Source organism: Solirubrobacter deserti, assembly GCF_027587175.1.
GTDB lineage: Bacteria > Actinomycetota > Thermoleophilia > Solirubrobacterales > Solirubrobacteraceae > Solirubrobacter > Solirubrobacter deserti.
Map to the genome: position 1 here is coordinate 56,645 of NZ_JAPCID010000008.1, position 17,251 is coordinate 73,895.

13 protein-coding genes are annotated in these 17,251 nt (G+C 74.3%); 1 reads left to right on the forward strand and 12 read right to left on the reverse strand.

Annotated elements, in window-relative coordinates; all coding sequences use genetic code 11:
- Nucleotides 1-17 precede the first annotated feature (17 nt).
- The 12 genes from OJ962_RS06795 to OJ962_RS06850 form a co-directional block, all read right to left on the reverse strand.
- Nucleotides 18-1,481 carry a Vgb family protein gene (locus tag OJ962_RS06795; RefSeq protein ID WP_270006252.1) on the reverse strand — a complete coding sequence of 488 codons (1,464 nt, stop codon included), beginning with the start codon at nt 1,479-1,481 and terminating at the stop codon, nt 18-20.
- Nucleotides 1,478-2,149 (reverse strand): spherulation-specific family 4 protein, encoded by a 672-nt coding sequence (locus OJ962_RS06800; protein ID WP_202957135.1) that lies wholly within the window; start codon nt 2,147-2,149, stop codon nt 1,478-1,480. Before OJ962_RS06800 ends, OJ962_RS06795 begins: the two co-directional genes overlap by 4 nt.
- Nucleotides 2,146-3,456, reverse strand: a complete 1,311-nt coding sequence (locus tag OJ962_RS06805) for a hypothetical protein (RefSeq protein WP_202957134.1) — start codon at nt 3,454-3,456, stop codon at nt 2,146-2,148. The genes OJ962_RS06800 and OJ962_RS06805 overlap by 4 nt, the downstream gene beginning before the upstream one ends.
- On the reverse strand, nt 3,456-4,955 hold the full coding sequence (locus OJ962_RS06810; protein WP_202957133.1) for a DUF3492 domain-containing protein: 1,500 nt from the start codon (nt 4,953-4,955) through the stop codon (nt 3,456-3,458). Before OJ962_RS06810 ends, OJ962_RS06805 begins: the two co-directional genes overlap by 1 nt.
- Complete coding sequence (locus tag OJ962_RS06815; protein WP_202957132.1) at nt 4,933-5,313, reverse strand: hypothetical protein; 381 nt, start codon at nt 5,311-5,313, stop codon at nt 4,933-4,935. The genes OJ962_RS06810 and OJ962_RS06815 overlap by 23 nt, the downstream gene beginning before the upstream one ends.
- Nucleotides 5,310-8,420 carry an Agd3-related carbohydrate-binding protein gene (locus tag OJ962_RS06820; RefSeq protein WP_202957131.1) on the reverse strand — a complete coding sequence of 1,037 codons (3,111 nt, stop codon included), beginning with the start codon at nt 8,418-8,420 and terminating at the stop codon, nt 5,310-5,312. The genes OJ962_RS06815 and OJ962_RS06820 overlap by 4 nt, the downstream gene beginning before the upstream one ends.
- 88 nt (nt 8,421-8,508) lie before the next feature.
- Complete coding sequence (locus OJ962_RS06825; RefSeq protein WP_270006253.1) at nt 8,509-9,363, reverse strand: recombinase family protein; 855 nt, start codon at nt 9,361-9,363, stop codon at nt 8,509-8,511.
- Between the two features lie 170 nt (nt 9,364-9,533).
- On the reverse strand, nt 9,534-12,044 hold the full coding sequence (locus OJ962_RS06830; RefSeq protein WP_202957129.1) for a putative bifunctional diguanylate cyclase/phosphodiesterase: 2,511 nt from the start codon (nt 12,042-12,044) through the stop codon (nt 9,534-9,536).
- 127 nt (nt 12,045-12,171) lie between these two features.
- Nucleotides 12,172-13,848 (reverse strand): S8 family serine peptidase, encoded by a 1,677-nt coding sequence (locus tag OJ962_RS06835; protein WP_202957128.1) that lies wholly within the window; start codon nt 13,846-13,848, stop codon nt 12,172-12,174.
- Nucleotides 13,849-13,943: 95 nt separating this feature from the next.
- Complete coding sequence (gene cofE / locus OJ962_RS06840) at nt 13,944-14,675, reverse strand: coenzyme F420-0:L-glutamate ligase (protein ID WP_202957127.1); 732 nt, start codon at nt 14,673-14,675, stop codon at nt 13,944-13,946.
- Nucleotides 14,676-15,308: a 2-phospho-L-lactate guanylyltransferase gene (cofC, locus tag OJ962_RS06845; RefSeq protein ID WP_202957126.1), complete on the reverse strand. Its 633-nt coding sequence runs from the start codon at nt 15,306-15,308 to the stop codon at nt 14,676-14,678.
- A 9-nt stretch (nt 15,309-15,317) separates the two neighbouring features.
- Nucleotides 15,318-16,208 (reverse strand): 2-phospho-L-lactate transferase CofD family protein, encoded by an 891-nt coding sequence (locus tag OJ962_RS06850; protein ID WP_202957125.1) that lies wholly within the window; start codon nt 16,206-16,208, stop codon nt 15,318-15,320.
- Between OJ962_RS06850 and OJ962_RS06855 the strand changes: the two genes are divergently transcribed.
- Nucleotides 16,120-17,226, forward strand: coding sequence for a UDP-N-acetylmuramate dehydrogenase (locus tag OJ962_RS06855; RefSeq protein WP_255526179.1), 1,107 nt, complete (start codon nt 16,120-16,122; stop codon nt 17,224-17,226). The two genes, OJ962_RS06850 and OJ962_RS06855, sit on opposite strands and share 89 nt — an antisense overlap.
- Nucleotides 17,227-17,251: the final 25 nt, after the last annotated feature.

The following is a 17,251-nucleotide window of genomic DNA, read 5'->3' on the forward strand; positions in this document are numbered from 1 at the left end:
CCCCCTTCCTGGGGTTGTCAACGGTCAACGCGGATCACCTCGTGCTCGCCGGCCGCGATCCACACGTGCCGGTCGTCGAGGGCGAGGGCGGTCGGCGGCGCGGGCAGAGGCGTGCGGCGGCGGAGCTGCCCCGTGAGGCCGTCGAGGTGGAGAAGAGCGCGGTCGCCGCGGCACAGGACGAACACCTCGCCGCGGCCGGCCGCGACGGCCAGTGGTGCGGCGCACAGCGGTGCGGGCAGGTCGGCCACGCCACGATCGACGTCGATCCGCTGCAGCGTCCCGGCGGCCGAGTCGACCGCCCAGGCGTGCTCCCCGTCCAGCGCGACGTCCACCGGGGCACCGCCGAGCGCGATCGGTGGTCCTTCGACGCGTCTGCGGGCCGCGGACAACCGCACGAGCGTCCCTGTGCTGGCGTCCACGGCCACCACACGACGCTCGTCCGCCGCCAGCGCCAGCGGGCGCGAGCCGACGTGCAGCGTCCGCCACGGGCCTCGGTCCGGGCGCACCCGGATCGTCCCGTCCGCGGAGCCGGCCGCCCACACGGCCCCGGCGGCGACCGCGACGTCGGTCACGTCCGGGCCCCGGCTCAACACCCGGGGAGCGCCGGTGCCGTCGGCCCTGGCGCGCACGATCGCGCCGCTGCGCGTATCGGCGACCCATGCCCACCGCGGCCCGACGGCGACCCGGGCGGGCGTGCCGCCCGTCCTGAGCGCCGGGGCCGCGGGACGACCCGTCGCCGGGTCGAGGATCCAGACAGCCCCGGCACCCGGTCCCGCGACCCACACCCGGCCGCCGGCAACCGCGATCCCGGTCGGTTGAGCCGGCACGCGGAACGTGGTCGCGGCCGCGGCGGTGCGCGGCTCGGACCGGACGAGCCAGAGCGCGCTGGCGGCGAGCCCGACGGCGATCGCGACCAGCGCCGCCCACCGGGCCACGGCCAGGCGGCGCGAGCGAGTCGTGCCGGCGCCGGAGCGGCGGGAGCCGGGCGCGGGACGCGCCGGTGCGTCTTGCGGCGTCGTGGCGGGCCGGCGCGAGTCGGGCTGCGCGGCGGCCGGTGCTTCCCACGAGCTCGCTGTGCCGCCCGGCGTGCCGTTGTGGCGACGCCACTCCGGTGGGCGGCGCCACGGCCGCGGTGGCTCGCCGAGCGGCGGCGCCAGGTCGGCCGGCGCGACGTCCCAGCGGGTGGACGTCCCGTCGCGGCGGACGCGCGCGCTCGCGTCCGCGGCGGCCGCGCGTGGCGGCGCTTCGTCGTCGCATGGGCCGCCCATTGCGGCCCAGGGGGCGTCGTCGCGCGGGCCCGCCGGCGCGAGCCAACGCTCGTCACCGCTCGCGTGGGTCGGCGGCTCGTCGTGCGGCAGTCCTGCGCTGACGGTGGTGCGTATACGCGCGATCCGCTCGAGCTGCTTCGCGTACTCCGCTTCGTACAGGTCGGGGTGGCGGTCGTGCGGGCGGCGGGCCCAGAGGTTCGGCTCGCGGGTCATGGGCACGCTCGCGGCCGCGTGACGGTGCCCCACGGGTGGGGCAGGGTGCCGGTGGTCAGGTACGCGTTGGGCGGCACGTCGGCAGCCTGCGGTGCCGCGTAGACGAGGTGCGCGGTGCGTTCCGAGTCCAGCCAGGCGGGCGGGTGCCAACGCCGGTAGTCGGCGTAGGAGCCCTCGAACGTGACGACGACGTCGGCGAGCTCGAAGTAGGCGCGGGCCGGCACCACGCCCGGGTTCAGGACCAGGAAGTCCGCTCCCGCGGCCCGTGCGTCGGCGGCGAGCGCCCGGTACTGGTCGATGCGGGGTTCGTCGTCCCCCGCCTCGTCGAGGAAGATGCCGTCGATGCCGTACCACGCGCGGTAGCGCCGGACGTCGCGGGCCACCTCAGCGCGCGGGCGCGCGCCCCAGCGGGTCGCCACGTAGCCCAGGACGCGCGCGCCGTTCGCCTGGGCGGTGGCGATGGCGCGGCGGAAGGCCGGCTCGGCCTCGGTCCCCGGGCCGCTGGCGGGGTTGACGACGAGCAGCCGCGGAAGCGGCGCGCGTTCTGCGATCCGCAGGAACTCGTCGGCGGACACGTAGGCGGGGACGAGCGGCTCCGGGCAGACCGGATCGGGCTGTGCGCCGCAGCCCGCGAGCACCACGGTGGCGAGCACGCCGGCGCGGCTCATGGGATCCACAGGGCCGTGGCCAGCGTGCGAGCCGGCCGGGCGAGCAGGACCAGTGCCGCGGGCGCCATCAGCAGGACCGCCACCGCGCCGCCGGCGGCCAACGCGGCGCCGTCGAACGGCACCGGGACGGCGAGCTCGGCGGCGACGCCCGCCGCGATGGCCGGTGTCGCCCAGACCGGTCGCCCGAGCGACTCCAGCAGCGCGACGAGCACGCCGGCGAGCGCGACCACGCCGAAGCCGGCGAGCACGCCCGCCCCGGGACCCGGCGCCACCAGCACGACGGCGAGCGACCCGACCACGGTCGTCAGCGCGAGCCGCCCGATCGCCCCGGCGAGCGTCCCCACCGAGCGCCGCGCCGAAGGACCCGTCCCGTCGCACGCCGGCACGCCGGACAGCGCCTGCGGGAACACGTCGGCGAGCCGCCAGAGCGCGTGCCCCGCCCACAGCCCGCCGACCGCCGACGGCAACAGGGCGAGCGCCGCCGCCGGCCCACCCGCCCACCCCACGGACGGGTCGCCGACGAGCAGCACCCCGATGCCGACCCCGGCGAGCCCCGCGCCGGCCATCCGGGTCCAGGGCCCGGGCACGACGGCCCGCCGTACGCGGCGCGCGCGCGGCTCGTCGGCGGCACGCCGCCCGCGCGGGGTGCCGATGGCGCACGCGGCGGCGGCCGTGGCGATCGTCGCGACTGCGGCCACCACGGCGAGCGCGGGCACGTCCGCGAGCATCACGGGCGTCGCGCCGACGACGACCGCGGCGTACCCCGCGACCCAGCCGCGGCGGAGCAGGATGCTGCCGCTCGTCCAGGTGACCGTGAGCAGGCCGGCCAGCGCTCCCGCCGAGCCGAGGACCGCGGCCGGGCCGGCCACGAGCGCGACGGCCCCGACGATCAGTGCGGCGCGCCGGTGGCGCAGACCGTCGAGGCCGGACGGCCGCCCGAGGTGCCGGGCCTGAAGCGCCGAGTGCAGGCCGAGCGCCAGCGGCAGGGCGAGCGTCAGAGCGCGGCCGACCACGCCGTCGCCGAGCGCCGCCGCGAGCGGCGCGGCCCAAAGGGCGATCGCCGACACGGTCGCGAGCAGGGCCGCTCCCTCGGCGGCCATCCGTGGTGGGCGGCGCGGCGTCGCCGGCCGCGTACCGCTCAGGGCCGGCGGCGCCGGCGTGCGGGGCATGCAGGCGCTCGCGGTCTCCAGCGCCTGTTGTGCGGGCACGCCCGCCCACGCCTCGAGCACGACCGCGGCCTCGAGGGCATCCTGCGGCGGGCGCCCCAGCCGTGCCTCGACCAGCCCGGAGGCGCGCGCGGCCGTCATCACCGCACCGCGTGCAGCCGCGCCCGGTCGCGGGTGAGCGTGTGCAACAGCTCGCGGTAGCCCTCGACGCAGGCGCCTTCGTTGAAGATGCGTCCAAGCCGGGCGTGCCCACGCAGCCCGAGCCGCCACGCGAGCTCCGGATTGCGAAGGAGCATCACGACCGCGGTCGTGAGCGCGTGGTCGTCCCCGGGGGCGCACACGACGCCGCAGCCCTTGACCACGTCGGGCACGCCGCCCACGGCGGTGGACACGACGGGGCGGCCCTGGCTCATCGCCTCGAGCACGGACATCGGAAGCCCTTCCGAGATGCTCGTCATAAGGACCACGTCGGCCCCTTGCACCACGCCCGTCGGGTCCGTGGTGCGTCCCATGAACGCGAACCGGTCACCGAGACCGAGCCGCTCGTGCAGCGCCAGGCACGAGCGGCCGTAGGCCTCCTCCCCGGCGGTCGTCGACCCGAAGTGGCGGAAGCGCGCCTCCGGCATGACCCGCACCGTCTCCGCCGCCACGCGCAGCAGCGTGTAGATGTCCTTGAGCGGATCGATCCGCCCGACCGACACGACGATGCGCTCGCCCGGCGGCGGCGACGGTGGCGGCGGCTGACGCAGCCCGTTGTAGAGGACGAGGATCTTCGCCGGGTCGATCCCGAGCCCCATCTCCCAGTAGGCGTTCGCGTCGGTGACCGGGCAGATGACGTCCGCGCCCGCGTACGCGCAGCGCGCGAGCCCGCGCGCCAAGCGCGTGGCGGAGAACCGCGCACCGGGCGAGCCGCCGCTGCGCACGGCCGCGAGGTACGCCTCCCGCAGGTAGACACCGTGCTCGGTCAACACGATCGGGGTCGCGTGCAGCGCCTTGTGGACCCGCGCCGGGATGGCCGACCAGCCTGCGGCGGTGACGTGGAGCACGTCCGCGGCGGGGGTCGGCGCGGACGCCGTGCGCGCGACCCAGTACAGCGTCTGGTAGAGCGCGGCGGCCTCCACGAGGTCCAGCCGGGGCGGCGTCCCCGCCTCCGGGATGCGCTCGGCCAGCACGTCCCGCAGCCCGGCCAGGAACGCGTTCCACCCCCGCCCGGACCGGAACACGCGCCGCACCCCGGCCGGGTGGTGCCGGCACCACACGCACTCGGCGACCACGGCCTCGGTGTCACCGTGCCACCCCAGCAGCCCTCGGACGAGCGCCCCCGGAAGGTCCCACCGGCACGGCCCGCGGCCGCCGCCTCGCGGCCGGCGCTCCGACCACACCTCCAGCGGCCCGATCTCGTGGGCGTGCGGCGGCAGCTCGTACAGGGGCGGGCGCCCGTCCGCGGCGACGATCGGCAGCACCGCCCAGTCGAATTCGTCGAGCCCCCGGATCAGCAGGTCACACCACGAGCTCACGCCGCCGAGCGCGTACGGGTACGTGCCCTCCGTGAGCAGCAGGACCCGGGGGCGAGGGCCCGGCGCCGCCGCGCGCGGCGCCGGCGCCGGGGGTGCGGGCTCAAGCGCGGGTGCCGCCGCCATGCAGGCTCACCGTGGTGTCCAACGCCTTCAGCCGAGCCTCGAACGACACCATCGCCCGCTCGATCTCCTGGCAGATCTCGAGCAGCGACTCGCGCACGACGAGCCCTTCGACCAGCACCCGCGTCATCTCATCGGCGAGGCTGGCGTCGTCCAGCGGCGTCTCGGGCAGCGTCCGGGCGCGTCCGAGCAGCGCGGCGATGTCCGGCGCCTGGTGCGGGGCCGCCTTCAGCCGCGCGTTCTCCTCGCGCAGCAGCGTCAGCTCGGCGCGCAGCGCCCCGAGCGACTCGCCCGCGGCCTCCAGGGCCTCGAAGTCCGCGCGCCGGCGTCCGAACCGCCGCGGCCGCTCGTCGACGCTCATCCGCTCACGACCCGGAAGGCGAGGCGGCGCGGGGCGGTCCGCTCACGGCCGGCGACGGCCGTGACGACGAGCCGGTGGCGCTGCGCCCGCAGCCGTCGCTCTCCGAAGCGCCCGCGGAAGCGGACGACGCTCGTTCCCGGCGACCCCGCTCGCTCGATCCGCCCGACGCGTACCCAGCCGGTCCGCGTGCGCCGCTGGAAGGTGAGCCGGACCGTCGCGGCGCGGTTGAGCCGCCACGTGATCCGCGTGCCGTCGAGGCGCGACCCGAGCCGTGCGCGGCGGTGTGCGACCGCGAAGCGCCGCGGGCTCATGCTCAGGCGAGTCAGGCGCAGCCGCGCGGGTGCGGCGACCGGCCGGGACGTGCCGGAAGGGGGCGTCGAGCCGGAAGGCGGCGCAGAGCCGGGAGCGGGCGTCGAGCCGGAAGGCGGCGCCGGACGCGCGGGGGGTTCGTTGTCACGTCCGGCGCGTTCCTCCCGCGCCGCTGGCGCCCGCGGCGCGATCGTCCGGGTCGGCGCGGAGAGCGCCTGGCTGACGGACGACACCCAGTTGCCGGCGAGCACCGCCACGCGCACGGTGCGGCCCTCGTCGGCGTCTTCCAGCGTGTACGCGGCCTCGGTCGCGCCCGCCACGTTCACGCACGCGGTGACACACCGCTGCCACTGGTATGAGAGCTCCGGAGCTCCCGTCCACGCGCCCGCTTCGGCTTCCAGCCGCTCACCCACCCGCGGCTCGCCGCGCACGGCCGGGGCCCGTGTCGGCGCGGGTTCCGCGGGCGCGAAGCTGACCTGGGCGCCCGGGTCGACCGACACCCAGCGCGAGCGCTGGCCGCCGTAGCTCTCCCCGCCCTCGACGCCCGTCAGCGGCACGGTCACCGCGGACGAGCCGGTGTTGCGTACGTATACGCGCCCGTCCTGCAGCCACGCGCGGATGGCGCCCTCGTCGCGCGCCCACGCCTCCTGGCGCGCGAGCGTCGCCGCGATCTGCGTCGCCCCGAGCTGCACCAGGGGCGCCGCGGCGCGATCGAACGCCGCCTCGTAGCGGGCCACCAGCGCGTCGATGACCGGGTACAGGACGCCGCCCTGGTCGGGGTGGACGTCAGGCAGCGCCGGGTTGTGATCGGCGAGGTTGCTCTGGTGGAAGTAGTGCGGCCGCGCGTCGTTGCCGGTGACGTGCCGGAACATCACCTGCGTCTCGCTGCTCACGTACTCCGCCCAGGTGGCGGCCGCGGCGCGGCACGTCGTCACGCCCGCCACCGGGACGCAGGCGCCGCCCGGCGGAGCCACGTAGATCCAGTTGTACTCGTCGAGCTGCTGACCCTGGCGCGAGGCGTTGTAGTAGACGTTGCTGGGATAGCGCGGGACGGCGCGCACGGCGCCCATGACGAAGGAAGCGCCGGCCGGGAGCAGCGGGCTCGTGATGACCGTCGGCGTCGTGGGATAGCCCTTCGACGCGTCGGACGCGATCGTCGACACGCCACCGGCCGTGACACCGGCGAGGAACGCGGGGTTCTGCCCGTAGGGCGCGAGCGCCGCGCCGTTGACCGCCGGCGGCGCCGCGGCCGTGCCCGCCGCGCCCGTGTCCGTGAGCGTGTGGGTGACCGGCACGACGCCGTCGTCGGTCGCCGCCGTCGCGCTGCGAGGCATCGACGCCACGCGGGTCCAGTCGGTGGTGCCCGTCACGCGCCGGTAGAGGTCGAACCCGATCGCGTGGCAGACGGCGTCGAAGTGCACGGTCACCGACGACGCCGCGGGCACCGTCAGCTCCTCCTCGTACGGAACCGTCTCACCGGCCGGTGAGCGCGCGGTCAACGCGTAGTCGTAGGTGCCGGCGGCGAGCGTGCCGGTGCCGACGGTCGTCTCGTCGATGGACGGCGGGTCGATCGTCCCGGGGTTGCCCGGGCGCGCGTTGGCGAGTCCGGAGTGCTCGCCCGTCACCAGCTCGGTGGGGTCGAGGGGGAGCCCGTTCGCCCGCGCGAAGGCCACGTTGTCGCGGATCTGGTCACGGATGAACGAGCTCGTCGAGCAGTCCAGGTTCGCGTGCGTGTCGGTGTGGTTGATGTAGCCGAACGCGGCGCGCACGCCGGCGTTGTCGCGGAAGTACGCCGCAAGCGGGTCACCGGGCTCGCTGCCGCCGCCGTTGAAGACCATGTCCAGACGCAGGCCGCGCCCGCGCGACCACCCGATCGCCCGGTCGACGTCCGCGGGCGTCATGCGGCTGCTCTGGTCGTAGCGGGTCGTGTGCGTGACCGGGTCCCACACGTCGTCGCCGAGGAACAGGTCGTCGATCTGCAGCCCCAGGTAGTGCCGTTCGGCGCCGAGGAACACGCCGCGCGTGACCCAGTTGAGCATGCCGTGGCGCAGCAGCTGGTTGTGGTTCTGGAACTGGTTGCTCGCGACGGTCATGACCAGCTCCTCGCGCCCGTCCTCGGGATGCGTGTAGATCCCGAGCAGCGCCGTCTCCCCGGCGCCTTCGAGCAGCGTCAGCCACGGCGCACCCGCCACCGGCTTGGCCCCGTACCCGAAGGCCTCGTTGGGGCCGGGCGCGTCGTCGGCGATCGTGACCGGCCCGCGCAGGTACGGGAACGCGGCCCGCCCGGCGGCGGTGAGCCGCGCCGGGTTGCCGTCCTGCCACGCACCGGGCACGGCGGTGAGCCCGCGCGCGGCGGACGGTGCGGTGTAGTCGCTGAGCCGGCGGACGCCGAAGGTCCGCTCGAACCTGGCGAGCGCCGCCCACTCGGTGTCCGTCAGCGCGGAGAGGTGGCTGACGGTGCCGTCCGCGTTGCGGACGTCATGGCCCAGGTCGCCGGTGGCGAGGATGACCGCCTGGTAGCGCGCCAGCTGGGCGCCGTAGTCGGCCAGCCGCGCGTCCGTCAACGTCGCGATCCGGCGCCGCTGGTCGTAGGCGACGAACGTGTCGTAGGGGACGCCCTCGCGTTCGAGCTGCGCCTTCCACGCTCCGAAACCGGACTCCTGCCCGTCGGCGGAGAGCAGGAGGACCTTGAGCTCGACGCGCTGGCCCGGCGCGATGCGAGCGGGTGTCGCGGCGCTCGCGACGGCCAGTGACGTCGCGACGACGGCGAGTGCGGCGGCAAGGCCCTTGAGCAGCATGCCGCCGATTCTCAGAACCCGCGAAGGCCCGGCGCAAGGGGGCTTCGCCATCCACTTCCGACCCCTTGCGTTTAACGCGGGAAATGCGTCAGCGCTTGGGCAGCTCGATGCCGCGGCTGTTCGACGGCCGCCGGTAGCCTGTGGCCCGTTGCACGCTCGACGGGCGCCACATCGTCCCGCCCCGGAGCGTCGGCACGCCTTCGCTGTTCAAGACGTCGGCGATGGCCTGCAGCGTCATCCCGTTCGCGCGCATCCCGGCGATCCGCTCCTGCAGCTCAGGCACGTCGGCGACGGAGGTGCGGCCGTTGCCGTTGCCGCGGGCGCGCGCGGCCTCGAGCCCGCGGCGCGTGCGCTCGGAGATCTTCTCGTGCTCCCAACCGCCGACGCCCGCGACCGCGGACGCCGCGAGCTGGCCGGCCTCGGTCGACGTGTCGAGCTCGAGGTCCACGGCGATCAGCCGCCGGTCCTCGTCGTTGAACCACGTCAGCAGCGGCGGGAGGTTCGCCACGTTCGCGGACAGGTCGCGCAGCCGCCCGACGACGAGCGCCTCGGCCTTGCCGTCCGCGAGCTGCTCGAGGGCCCACGCCAGCGAGGGGCGCTGGTCGCGCCCGGCCGCGTCGATGTCGTGGACCACGGTCAGCAGCTGCAGGCCACGGGCCTCACAGCACGCCGTGACGGCGGCCGTGTGTGCTTCAAGCGCTCCGTTCGATACGTCCGCCAAGCAGACGTAGCCGATGGCTCGTCGGCGGGCGGGCAGGGGTGCGACGGGCGCCGGCTCCGCCGCGGCCGCGGCCTCGGCGGGTGCGGAGGGCCGACGGGCGAAGCGTAAACGCAGCGTGGCGAGGGCCAGGCCGAGCGCGACGTACAGGAGCGCCAGCCACGCCGGGGCGCCGAGCAGCGAAGCGCCTACGCCGTCCGCGGAGAACAGGAGCGCGATCGCCACCGCCTGCCGTCGCACTCGCCGCGAACCGCCTGTCCGGACTGCTCCGCGTTGCATACACGGCTCCTTCCCACGACGACAACCGTCCCTCACTGCTGCGGGTACGCCTACCAACCTCGGGCGAGCGGATCAACCCGGGATACGCACGGCGCGCGGCGATGTTCGAAACAGAACTACACGAGGGCCGCGGCGACCGGCGCGGACTCCCAGTCCGCGTCGACGTCCATCGGTGCGGCGAAGTAGTAGCCCTGCCCGAGGTCGCAGCCGATCTCGCGCAGCATGTCCAGCTGGGCGCGCGTCTCGATGCCCTCGGCGACCACCTTCAGGCCGACCGTCTTGGCCAGGCCGACGATCAGGCGCACGAACGCGGCGTCGTGATCGGAGAAGGCCAGGCCCTCGACGAACTCGCGCGCGATCTTCAGCGTGTCGAGCGGCAGGTTGCGCAAGTAGGACAGTGACGAGTAGCCCGTGCCGAAGTCGTCGAGCGCGAGCTGCACGCCGAGGTCGCGCAGCTGCTGCAGCGTCGCCGCGCCGCGCTCGGCGTCCTTGACCAGCAGCGTCTCGGTCACCTCGAGCACGAGCCGGCCGGGCGCGATCCCGGTGCGCTCGAGCACGTCGGTGATGGTCTGGATGAGGTCCGGGTGCTCGAGCTCGATCGCGCTCAAGTTCACCTGCACCTGCAGCGTGTGCGAGCGCTGGACGACCGACGCGCACGCCTCCTCGAGCACGTAGCGCCCGAGCGGCACGATCAGGCCCGTGTCCTCGGCGAGCGGGATGAACTCCATCGGCGGGATGCGGCCGCGGTCGGAGTGGTTCCAGCGCACGAGCGCCTCCACGGAGATGGCCTCGCCGGTCTGGATGTCCACGATCGGCTGGTACTGAACCATCAGGTCGCGGTTGGAGATCGCCTCGGCCAGCTCCTCCTTGAGGTCGTGGCGGCGGACGATCGAGTCGCGCATCGCGGGCGTGAAGACGGCGAAGCGGCGCTTGCCGCCCTCCTTGGCCTCGTACATGGCCACGTCGGCGTCGCGCAGCAGCTCGTCCACGAGCGTGCGCGGCTGCTGGGTGGCGGCGATGCCGATCGACAGCGACACGTTGAGCGGCTTGTCGCCGGCCTGCACGGGTCCCAGGAACGCGGTCAGCGTGCGCTCGGCGAGCTCCACCGCGCCCTGCTCGACGGCGCTGTCGCGCTGCACGAGCACGGCGAACTCGTCGCCGCCGAGGCGTGCGACGACGTCCTGCTGGTGCACGGAGCGCACGAGCCGGGACGCGACGCCGCGCAGCAGCTCGTCGCCGATGGCGTGGCCGAGCGTGTCGTTGACGCCCTTGAAGTCGTCGAGGTCGATGAACATCACCGCGACCTTGTCGGCGGCGTTGCCCTCGAGCGCCTCGCGCACGCGCTGAGAGAACAGCGCGCGGTTGGCGAGCCCGGTCAGCGGATCGTGGTGAGCCTGGTGGGTGAGCTGGTCCTGCAGGTCGCGCAGCTCGGTGACGGCCTGCTCGAGGCGGTCGAACTGGAGCGCGGCGGACGCGTTGGCGGCCAGCGTCTCGAACAGCGCGCGGTCGCCGTCGGTGAAGCCACGGGCCAGGCCGAAGCGGTTGGCGAGCATCAGCGTGCCGATCACGCGGTCCTCGCCGCGCAGCACGCCGAGCATGCCGTGGCGGACCCCGCGCTCGGAGAGATAGACGGCGATCTCTTCCCCCGCCGACAGCGGGTCGGTGAGCGCAACGGCCGTCTCGGAGCGCTCGGCGAGGTCGCGCAGGGCGTTGGCGGCTTCGCGGTTCATCGGCGTCATCGCCTCGCGGGCGCTGCCCGGGCCGAGCCCGGTCCGCAGCGGCGCACCGCCGTCGCCGGCGAACAGGATGACCTCCGCCTGCTCGGCCCGGAAGGCCTCGAGCGCGCGCTCGAGCAGGCCCTCGAGCGCGATCGCGACCTCCGGGGACTCCGACAGCGTGCGGTTGGCCTCATAGAGGAACTTGACCTTCTCGTGGCCCTGGCGCTCGTGGACGTAGGCGCGGTAGCCCATGAAGGCGACAAGGATCGGGATCGCCAGCAGCGGCGCGGCGCCCGGGCGCTCGATCCACAGGATGGAGCTCACCAGCGCCATCGCGGTGCCGGTCAGCGTCACCACGAAGTCCATGCCGAACATCTGGCGGACCTGGTCGCGGGAGACGTGGCCCTCGGTGAGCACGATCGCGGCGAGGATCTGGGCGATCGTGAGCACGCCGCCGAGCTGGGTGGCGAGCAGGACCGAGCCCCACGTCAGCCAGCCGAAGTCGTCGTCGAGCTGCGCGGCGAGGTGGACGACGACCAGCATCACCGTCGTCACCAGCGCGAGCTGGGCGACGTTGAAGCAGAACTTCACGAGCGGCATGCGGCGCAGCAGCAGCGCGACCAGCGAGCCGCCGACGATCGCCCAGAAGGCGTGCGAGCCGGTGGTGAAGACGAGCGCGACCGAGAGCGGGATGTCGGTCAGCGAGAACGAGTGCGAGCTGCGGCGGAACTCGAGCTCGACCGGGAAGCGCTCGGTGAAGAGCACGAGCAGCGCGATCACGTACCAGGCGATCTCCGGCGTCTGGATCGCGCCGAAGTCGCGCACGAAGACGAAGTACAGGATCGCCGAGATCGCCGACGTCGCGACGATGAGACCCCAGATCGGCTCGATCTTGCGTATGACACCCACATCCTTTTGATCGGCCGTGGTCACGCCGTTTTGAGGGGTTAAACGCCGCGAGCGGCCACTGGGGCCGCTCGCACGAGAGATGGTCTTGGTTGTTACTTGCCGCCCCAGGTGGCGCGCTCTTCGGAGGTCACCATTCGATGCTCGACCACGTGCTGCGGGACCAGGTCGAACGGCTCCAGGTCGAACGGCTCCAGGTGGAGCGGCTCCAGGTGGAGCGGGTGGGGTCGACGACCGCATCGGGGGAGCCGATGCAGGCCGTGCAGGTCCAGGTGGCGCGCGCCCACGGGGCGTTGGTGGGCGCGGCGCCCGCCGTCCACGTGGCGCGGGTCCAGACGGAGCCGGTCCAGGTGGCCCGGGTCCAGGTGGCGCGCGTCCAGGTGGCGCGCGTCCAGGTGGCGCGCGTCGGGTCGATCCCGTTGACCACCAGGGCCTGTTTGACGATCGGGTTCGGCGTCAGGCCGGCGTTGGCCGCACCGGGCTGCGCGGCGAGCGCGGCCGGGACGTTGACCGAGCCGACGCCGGCCGCGGTCGGGCTGACGTTCTGCGTGAGCAGGGCCTTGACCTGGTCGGGGTTCAGCTCGGGGCGCGCCTGGAGGACCAGGGCGGCGGCGCCGGCGACGACCGGAGCGGCCATCGAGGTGCCACCGATGCGGACGTACTGGCCGCCCTCGAAGATGCTGGTGGCCGGGGCCAGCAGCGAGAACGCCGAGCCGGCGGCCAGCGGGGCGACGATCTTGGCGCCCGGCGCGAACACGTCCGGCTTGTCGAAGCCGTCCTGGCTCCGGCCACGGCTCGAGAAGGCCGCGACCGTGTCGTCGGCGGGGTTCGGCGTGTCGGCTTCATCGGTCGCGCCGACGGAGATCACGTACGGGTCGTTGCCCGGCGCGTACTGGGCGGCGTCGGCCGCGTTGCCGCGGTTGCCGACGGCGGACACGACGACGATGCCGGCGTGCCAGGCGAATTCGACGGCCGCGTTGAGCGGGTCGACCTGCGAGGAGCCCGGCGTGTCCGAGGACACCGACAGGTTCACGACGCGGATGTTGAGCTCGTCCTTGCGCTCGACGACGAACTGCAGCGCGTTGATGACGTCCAGGACGGTCGAGTTGCCGAGCTCGTCCGAGGTCTTGATGGCGACGATGTCCGCCTCCGGCGCGATGCCGGCGTACTTGCCGGCCAGGCCGTCGGTGCGGTAGGCCGAGTTGCCGGCCACGATGCCCGCGACGTGCGTGCCGTGGCCGACCGGGTCGCCCGCGGTCAGCGCGCCCGGGTTGGAGATGACGTTGGTGATGCGCGACGAGCCGTCGGCGTTCTTGAAGTCCGCGATGTCGCCGTTGACGCCGGAGTCGATGACCGCGACGCCGATGCCCTTGCCGGTGATGCCCTGCGCCCACGCCTGGTCGGCGCCGGTGGTCTTCGGGAAGTTGGTGACCAGCTGCTCGGCCGACACGCCGGTGGTGTTGACCTTGGTGTTAAGCGTGACGTTCGCGACGCCCTTGACGGTCTTCAGCACGCCCGCCTGCTTGGCGGGCAGCTTGACCGCGAAGCCGTTGACGGCCGGGAGCTTGTCCGTGACCTTGCCCTTGTGGGCCTTCACGATCGCCTTGGCCTTGCCCTCGGACACCGAGGACTTGAACTGGACGATGGCGGTGACGCGCTTGTTCGGGTGCTGCTTCGCGGCGGACGCGAGCTTCTGCGCCGCGTTCGGTGCCGCGCTGGCGGACGTCGCCGCCGTCAGCGGTACCGCTACCGCGAGAAGGGCCGCTACTGCGCTCCTGCGCGCACGGCTAGAACTGGGAATCGACACGTTTCAGGGCACCTCCGTGTGCCTGCTGATCGGGCTAACTTGCCCATTCATCGGCGGGAAAGTGGGGCGTCGACCCCATTTGGACGCTTGTCCGATCAGCGGAAGAGGTCGTCCTCCAGGCGGCGGATGAGCGGCGCGACGCCCGCACCGTCTTCCGGGGTGATGTGCCGGTGCAGGCCGCGCACGCGGATCGCCGGCTCGCGTGAGTCCTTGGCACGCGCGAGGTCGGCGGCCGCGGCGGCTTCGTCCGCGACGGCGATCATCGTCGCGTGCAGCTCGCGGCCCTGCGTGTCCGGCTGGCCGCGCCAGTCCTCGAGCGCGATGATCCCGGCGGCGCCGATCGCCACCTCGCACTGGCCCGTGCGCCACGCGCGCCCGAACGAGTCGGTGATGATCACCGCCGGCCGGTTGGGGAGCGCGGCGCGCAGCCGGCGCGCCGAGGCGTCGGGGTCGAGCGGCAGCAGGATCAGCTGATCCGGGTGGGAAGCGTTGGACTGATCGACTCCTGCGTTCGCGCACACGAACCCGTGCCGGGTGCGGCAGATCAGGCGCCCGCCGTCGGCCCGGACGAGCTGCGCGGCCTCCGACAGCACGACCTCGACGTGGCGTGGGTCCTTGCCGTGGTCGGCGGCGAGCCGGCGGGCGCGTTCGCCGGGCGTGACGTCGCCGAGGTCGACCACGCGGCCTTCGGCCTTGGACACGACCTTGTGGGCGACGACGAGGACGTCATCGGCGGTGAGCTCGGTGCCGGTGTCCAGGATCAGGCGCGCGAGGTCGTCACCCGGGCGCACCTCCGGGAGGCCGGGCAGGGCGAGCAGCTCGATCACTTAGGCGGCGAGCGCTTCGTCGAGGAGCGCGCGCGTGCGGACGGCGCCGCCCGCGAAGCTCGAGAGCGCGCGCCGCAGCGCGTCCAGGTCGTCCGGCGTGTCCACGTCGAGACCGAGCGTCCGCACGGGCGCGACCTCCGGGTCGATCCCGGCTTCGCGCGCGAGCCGCGAGTGGCGCTCGAACGAGCCCTCGCCGAACGCCGGCGTCATCACGCGCGGCGGGGAGAGCAGCAGCGCGTTCGTGCCCGTCCCGTGGCGGTCGGGGACGATCACGACCGGCGCGGCGTGCGCGAGCAGCGCCTCGACCTCGGCGGGATCGAGCGCGGGGCAGTCGCCGGGGACGAGCAGGACCCGCTCCGCGTCCGTCGCGTCGACGCCGCGCAACACCGCGTCCGACTGGCCGGTCTCGGCCGGGTCGTGGACCACCTCGGCCCCCATCTCCGCGGCCACCCGGGAGGCGACCGGCTCGGCGGTCACCACGACCACGCCGTCCAGCGAGGGCGCGGCGAACAGCGCGTCGAGCACGTCCGCGACCATCGCGGCGGCAAGCGCCGGGCGGTCGGGGAACGCCTGGCCGAGCCGCGACTTGGCGCGGCTGAACGACTTCACGGGGAGGATCGCGACGGTCCGCATGGCGGTGGCTCAAGCTAGCGCAGCGGCGAACTCGAGCACCGACGCCGCCACCCGGCGGCGGGACTCGGGATCGCCGAGCTCGACGTCGGTCTCCAGCGTGGGCACCAGGTCCGTGCGCTGATCGGCCACCAGCCCGTCGAGCAGGCTGCCGTAGTGGTCGGCGATGCCGTCGGAGTCGAGCGTCTGGCCCGCCCACGTCAGGCAGTCGGCGGTCGGGCCCTTGAGCACGGCGCCGCGCACGAGCGGGGACACGGCCACCACGGGTGCGTCGGCGGCGCGGATCGCCTCGCCGAGCACGGCCAGGATCGGGTCGATCGACAGCACCGGGTTGCTCGGGCCGACGACGATCGCGCGCGCCTCGGCGATCGCCTCCAGCGCCTCCGGGGTCGGTTCGGGCGCGGCCGCGGCGCGGTACTCGACGTCCTCCAGCGGACCCTTGACGCGGATCATGAACTCCTGGAACGCGTTCCAGTTCCCGCCGCTGCGGATGAACGTGCGCAGCGGCGCGTCCGTCGGGACCAGCACGCGCGCCGGGACGGCGAACGCGCGCCGCAGCTCGTCGATCGTGTGCGTGAGCCGCGCGCCGGCGGCGAGCCGTTGTGCGCGGTGCAGGCCGATCGCGAGGTCGCGGTCGCCGAGGTTGAACCAGATCTGCTCGCCGAGCGCGCGCAGCTGGTCCATGGCGTGGAAGGTGTCACCGGCCAGGCCCCAGCCGCGGTCGTCGATGGCGTCGGCGAGCCAGAAGGTGATCAGGTCGGGGTCGGGGGAGACGTGGGCGCCGTAGATCTCGACGTCGTCGCCGGTGTTGGCGATGACGACCAGTTCGGGCCCGAGCTCGTCCAGCAGGCCACGGGCCAGCTTCGCGCCTCCGGTACCCCCGGCAAGGAGGACGACAGACACTGGGCAGGGACCTTATAGCCTGAGGCGGCGCATGCGGCTCGCCGCCCTCACCACGCTGCGCCTGGGCGGCTCCGCCGAGCGCGTGATCACCGCCGAGACGGACGCGGAGCTGCTCGCGGCCGTGCGCGACCGCCCGACGCTCGTGCTGGCCGGCGGCTCCAACGTCGTCCTGCCCGACGAGGACCTGCCCGGGACGGTCGTGCTCGTGCGCACGCGCGGGATCGCGCTCGAGGGTGACGTGCTCGCGGTGGCCGCCGGGGAGTCGTGGGACGCGGTCGTCGCCTACGCGGTCGAGCACGAGCTGGCGGGGATGGAGTGCCTGTCCGGCATCCCGGGCTCGACCGGCGCGACGCCCATCCAGAACGTCGGCGCCTACGGGCAGGACGTCTCGCAGACGATCGCCTGGGTGCGCGCGTATGACCGTGAGACCGGCGAGGTGCGCACCATGAGCTCAGCGGAGTGCGGCTTCGCCTACCGCCACAGCGTGTTCAAGTACCACGACCGCTGGACCGTGCTGGCGGTCGGATTCCGGCTGCGGCCGTCCGCCGTCTCGGGCCCGCTCACCTACGCCGAGCTGTGCCGGACGCTGGACGTACCGGTGGGCGGGGTCGCTCCGCTCGCGCAGGTGCGTGAGGCGGTGCTGGGGCTGCGGCGCGGCAAGGGCATGGTGATCGACCCGGGTGACCCGGACTCCGTCAGCGCCGGCTCGTTCTTCACCAACCCGATCCTCGAGCACGCGCAGTGGGCCGCGATCCCGGGCGATCCGCCGGGCTGGCCCGAGCCGGACGGGCGGATCAAGACGTCCGCGGCGTGGCTGATCGAGCGCGCGGGCTTCCACAAGGGGTACGGAGACGGACGCGCCGGGATCTCCACCAAGCACACGCTGGCGCTCGTCAACCGCGGCGAGGCGACCACCGCCGAGCTGATGGCGCTCGCGCGCGAGATCGCCGCGGGCGTGCGGGCCAGGTTCGGCGTCGACCTGCACCCGGAGCCCGTGCTCGTCGGGCACTCCTGGTAGCCCGGACCGCTACTCACGGACAGAA

Coding starts and splice junctions, on each gene's coding strand:
- OJ962_RS06795 (WP_270006252.1), bottom strand. CDS start 1,481: ATGACCCGCGAGCCGAACCTCTGGGCCCGCCGCCCGCACGACCGCCAC.
- OJ962_RS06800 (WP_202957135.1), bottom strand. CDS start 2,149: ATGAGCCGCGCCGGCGTGCTCGCCACCGTGGTGCTCGCGGGCTGCGGC.
- OJ962_RS06805 (WP_202957134.1), bottom strand. CDS start 3,456: ATGACGGCCGCGCGCGCCTCCGGGCTGGTCGAGGCACGGCTGGGGCGC.
- OJ962_RS06810 (WP_202957133.1), bottom strand. CDS start 4,955: ATGGCGGCGGCACCCGCGCTTGAGCCCGCACCCCCGGCGCCGGCGCCG.
- OJ962_RS06815 (WP_202957132.1), bottom strand. CDS start 5,313: ATGAGCGTCGACGAGCGGCCGCGGCGGTTCGGACGCCGGCGCGCGGAC.
- OJ962_RS06820 (WP_202957131.1), bottom strand. CDS start 8,420: ATGCTGCTCAAGGGCCTTGCCGCCGCACTCGCCGTCGTCGCGACGTCA.
- cofC (WP_202957126.1), bottom strand. CDS start 15,308: ATGCGGACCGTCGCGATCCTCCCCGTGAAGTCGTTCAGCCGCGCCAAG.
- OJ962_RS06855 (WP_255526179.1), top strand. CDS start 16,120: ATGACGACCAGTTCGGGCCCGAGCTCGTCCAGCAGGCCACGGGCCAGC.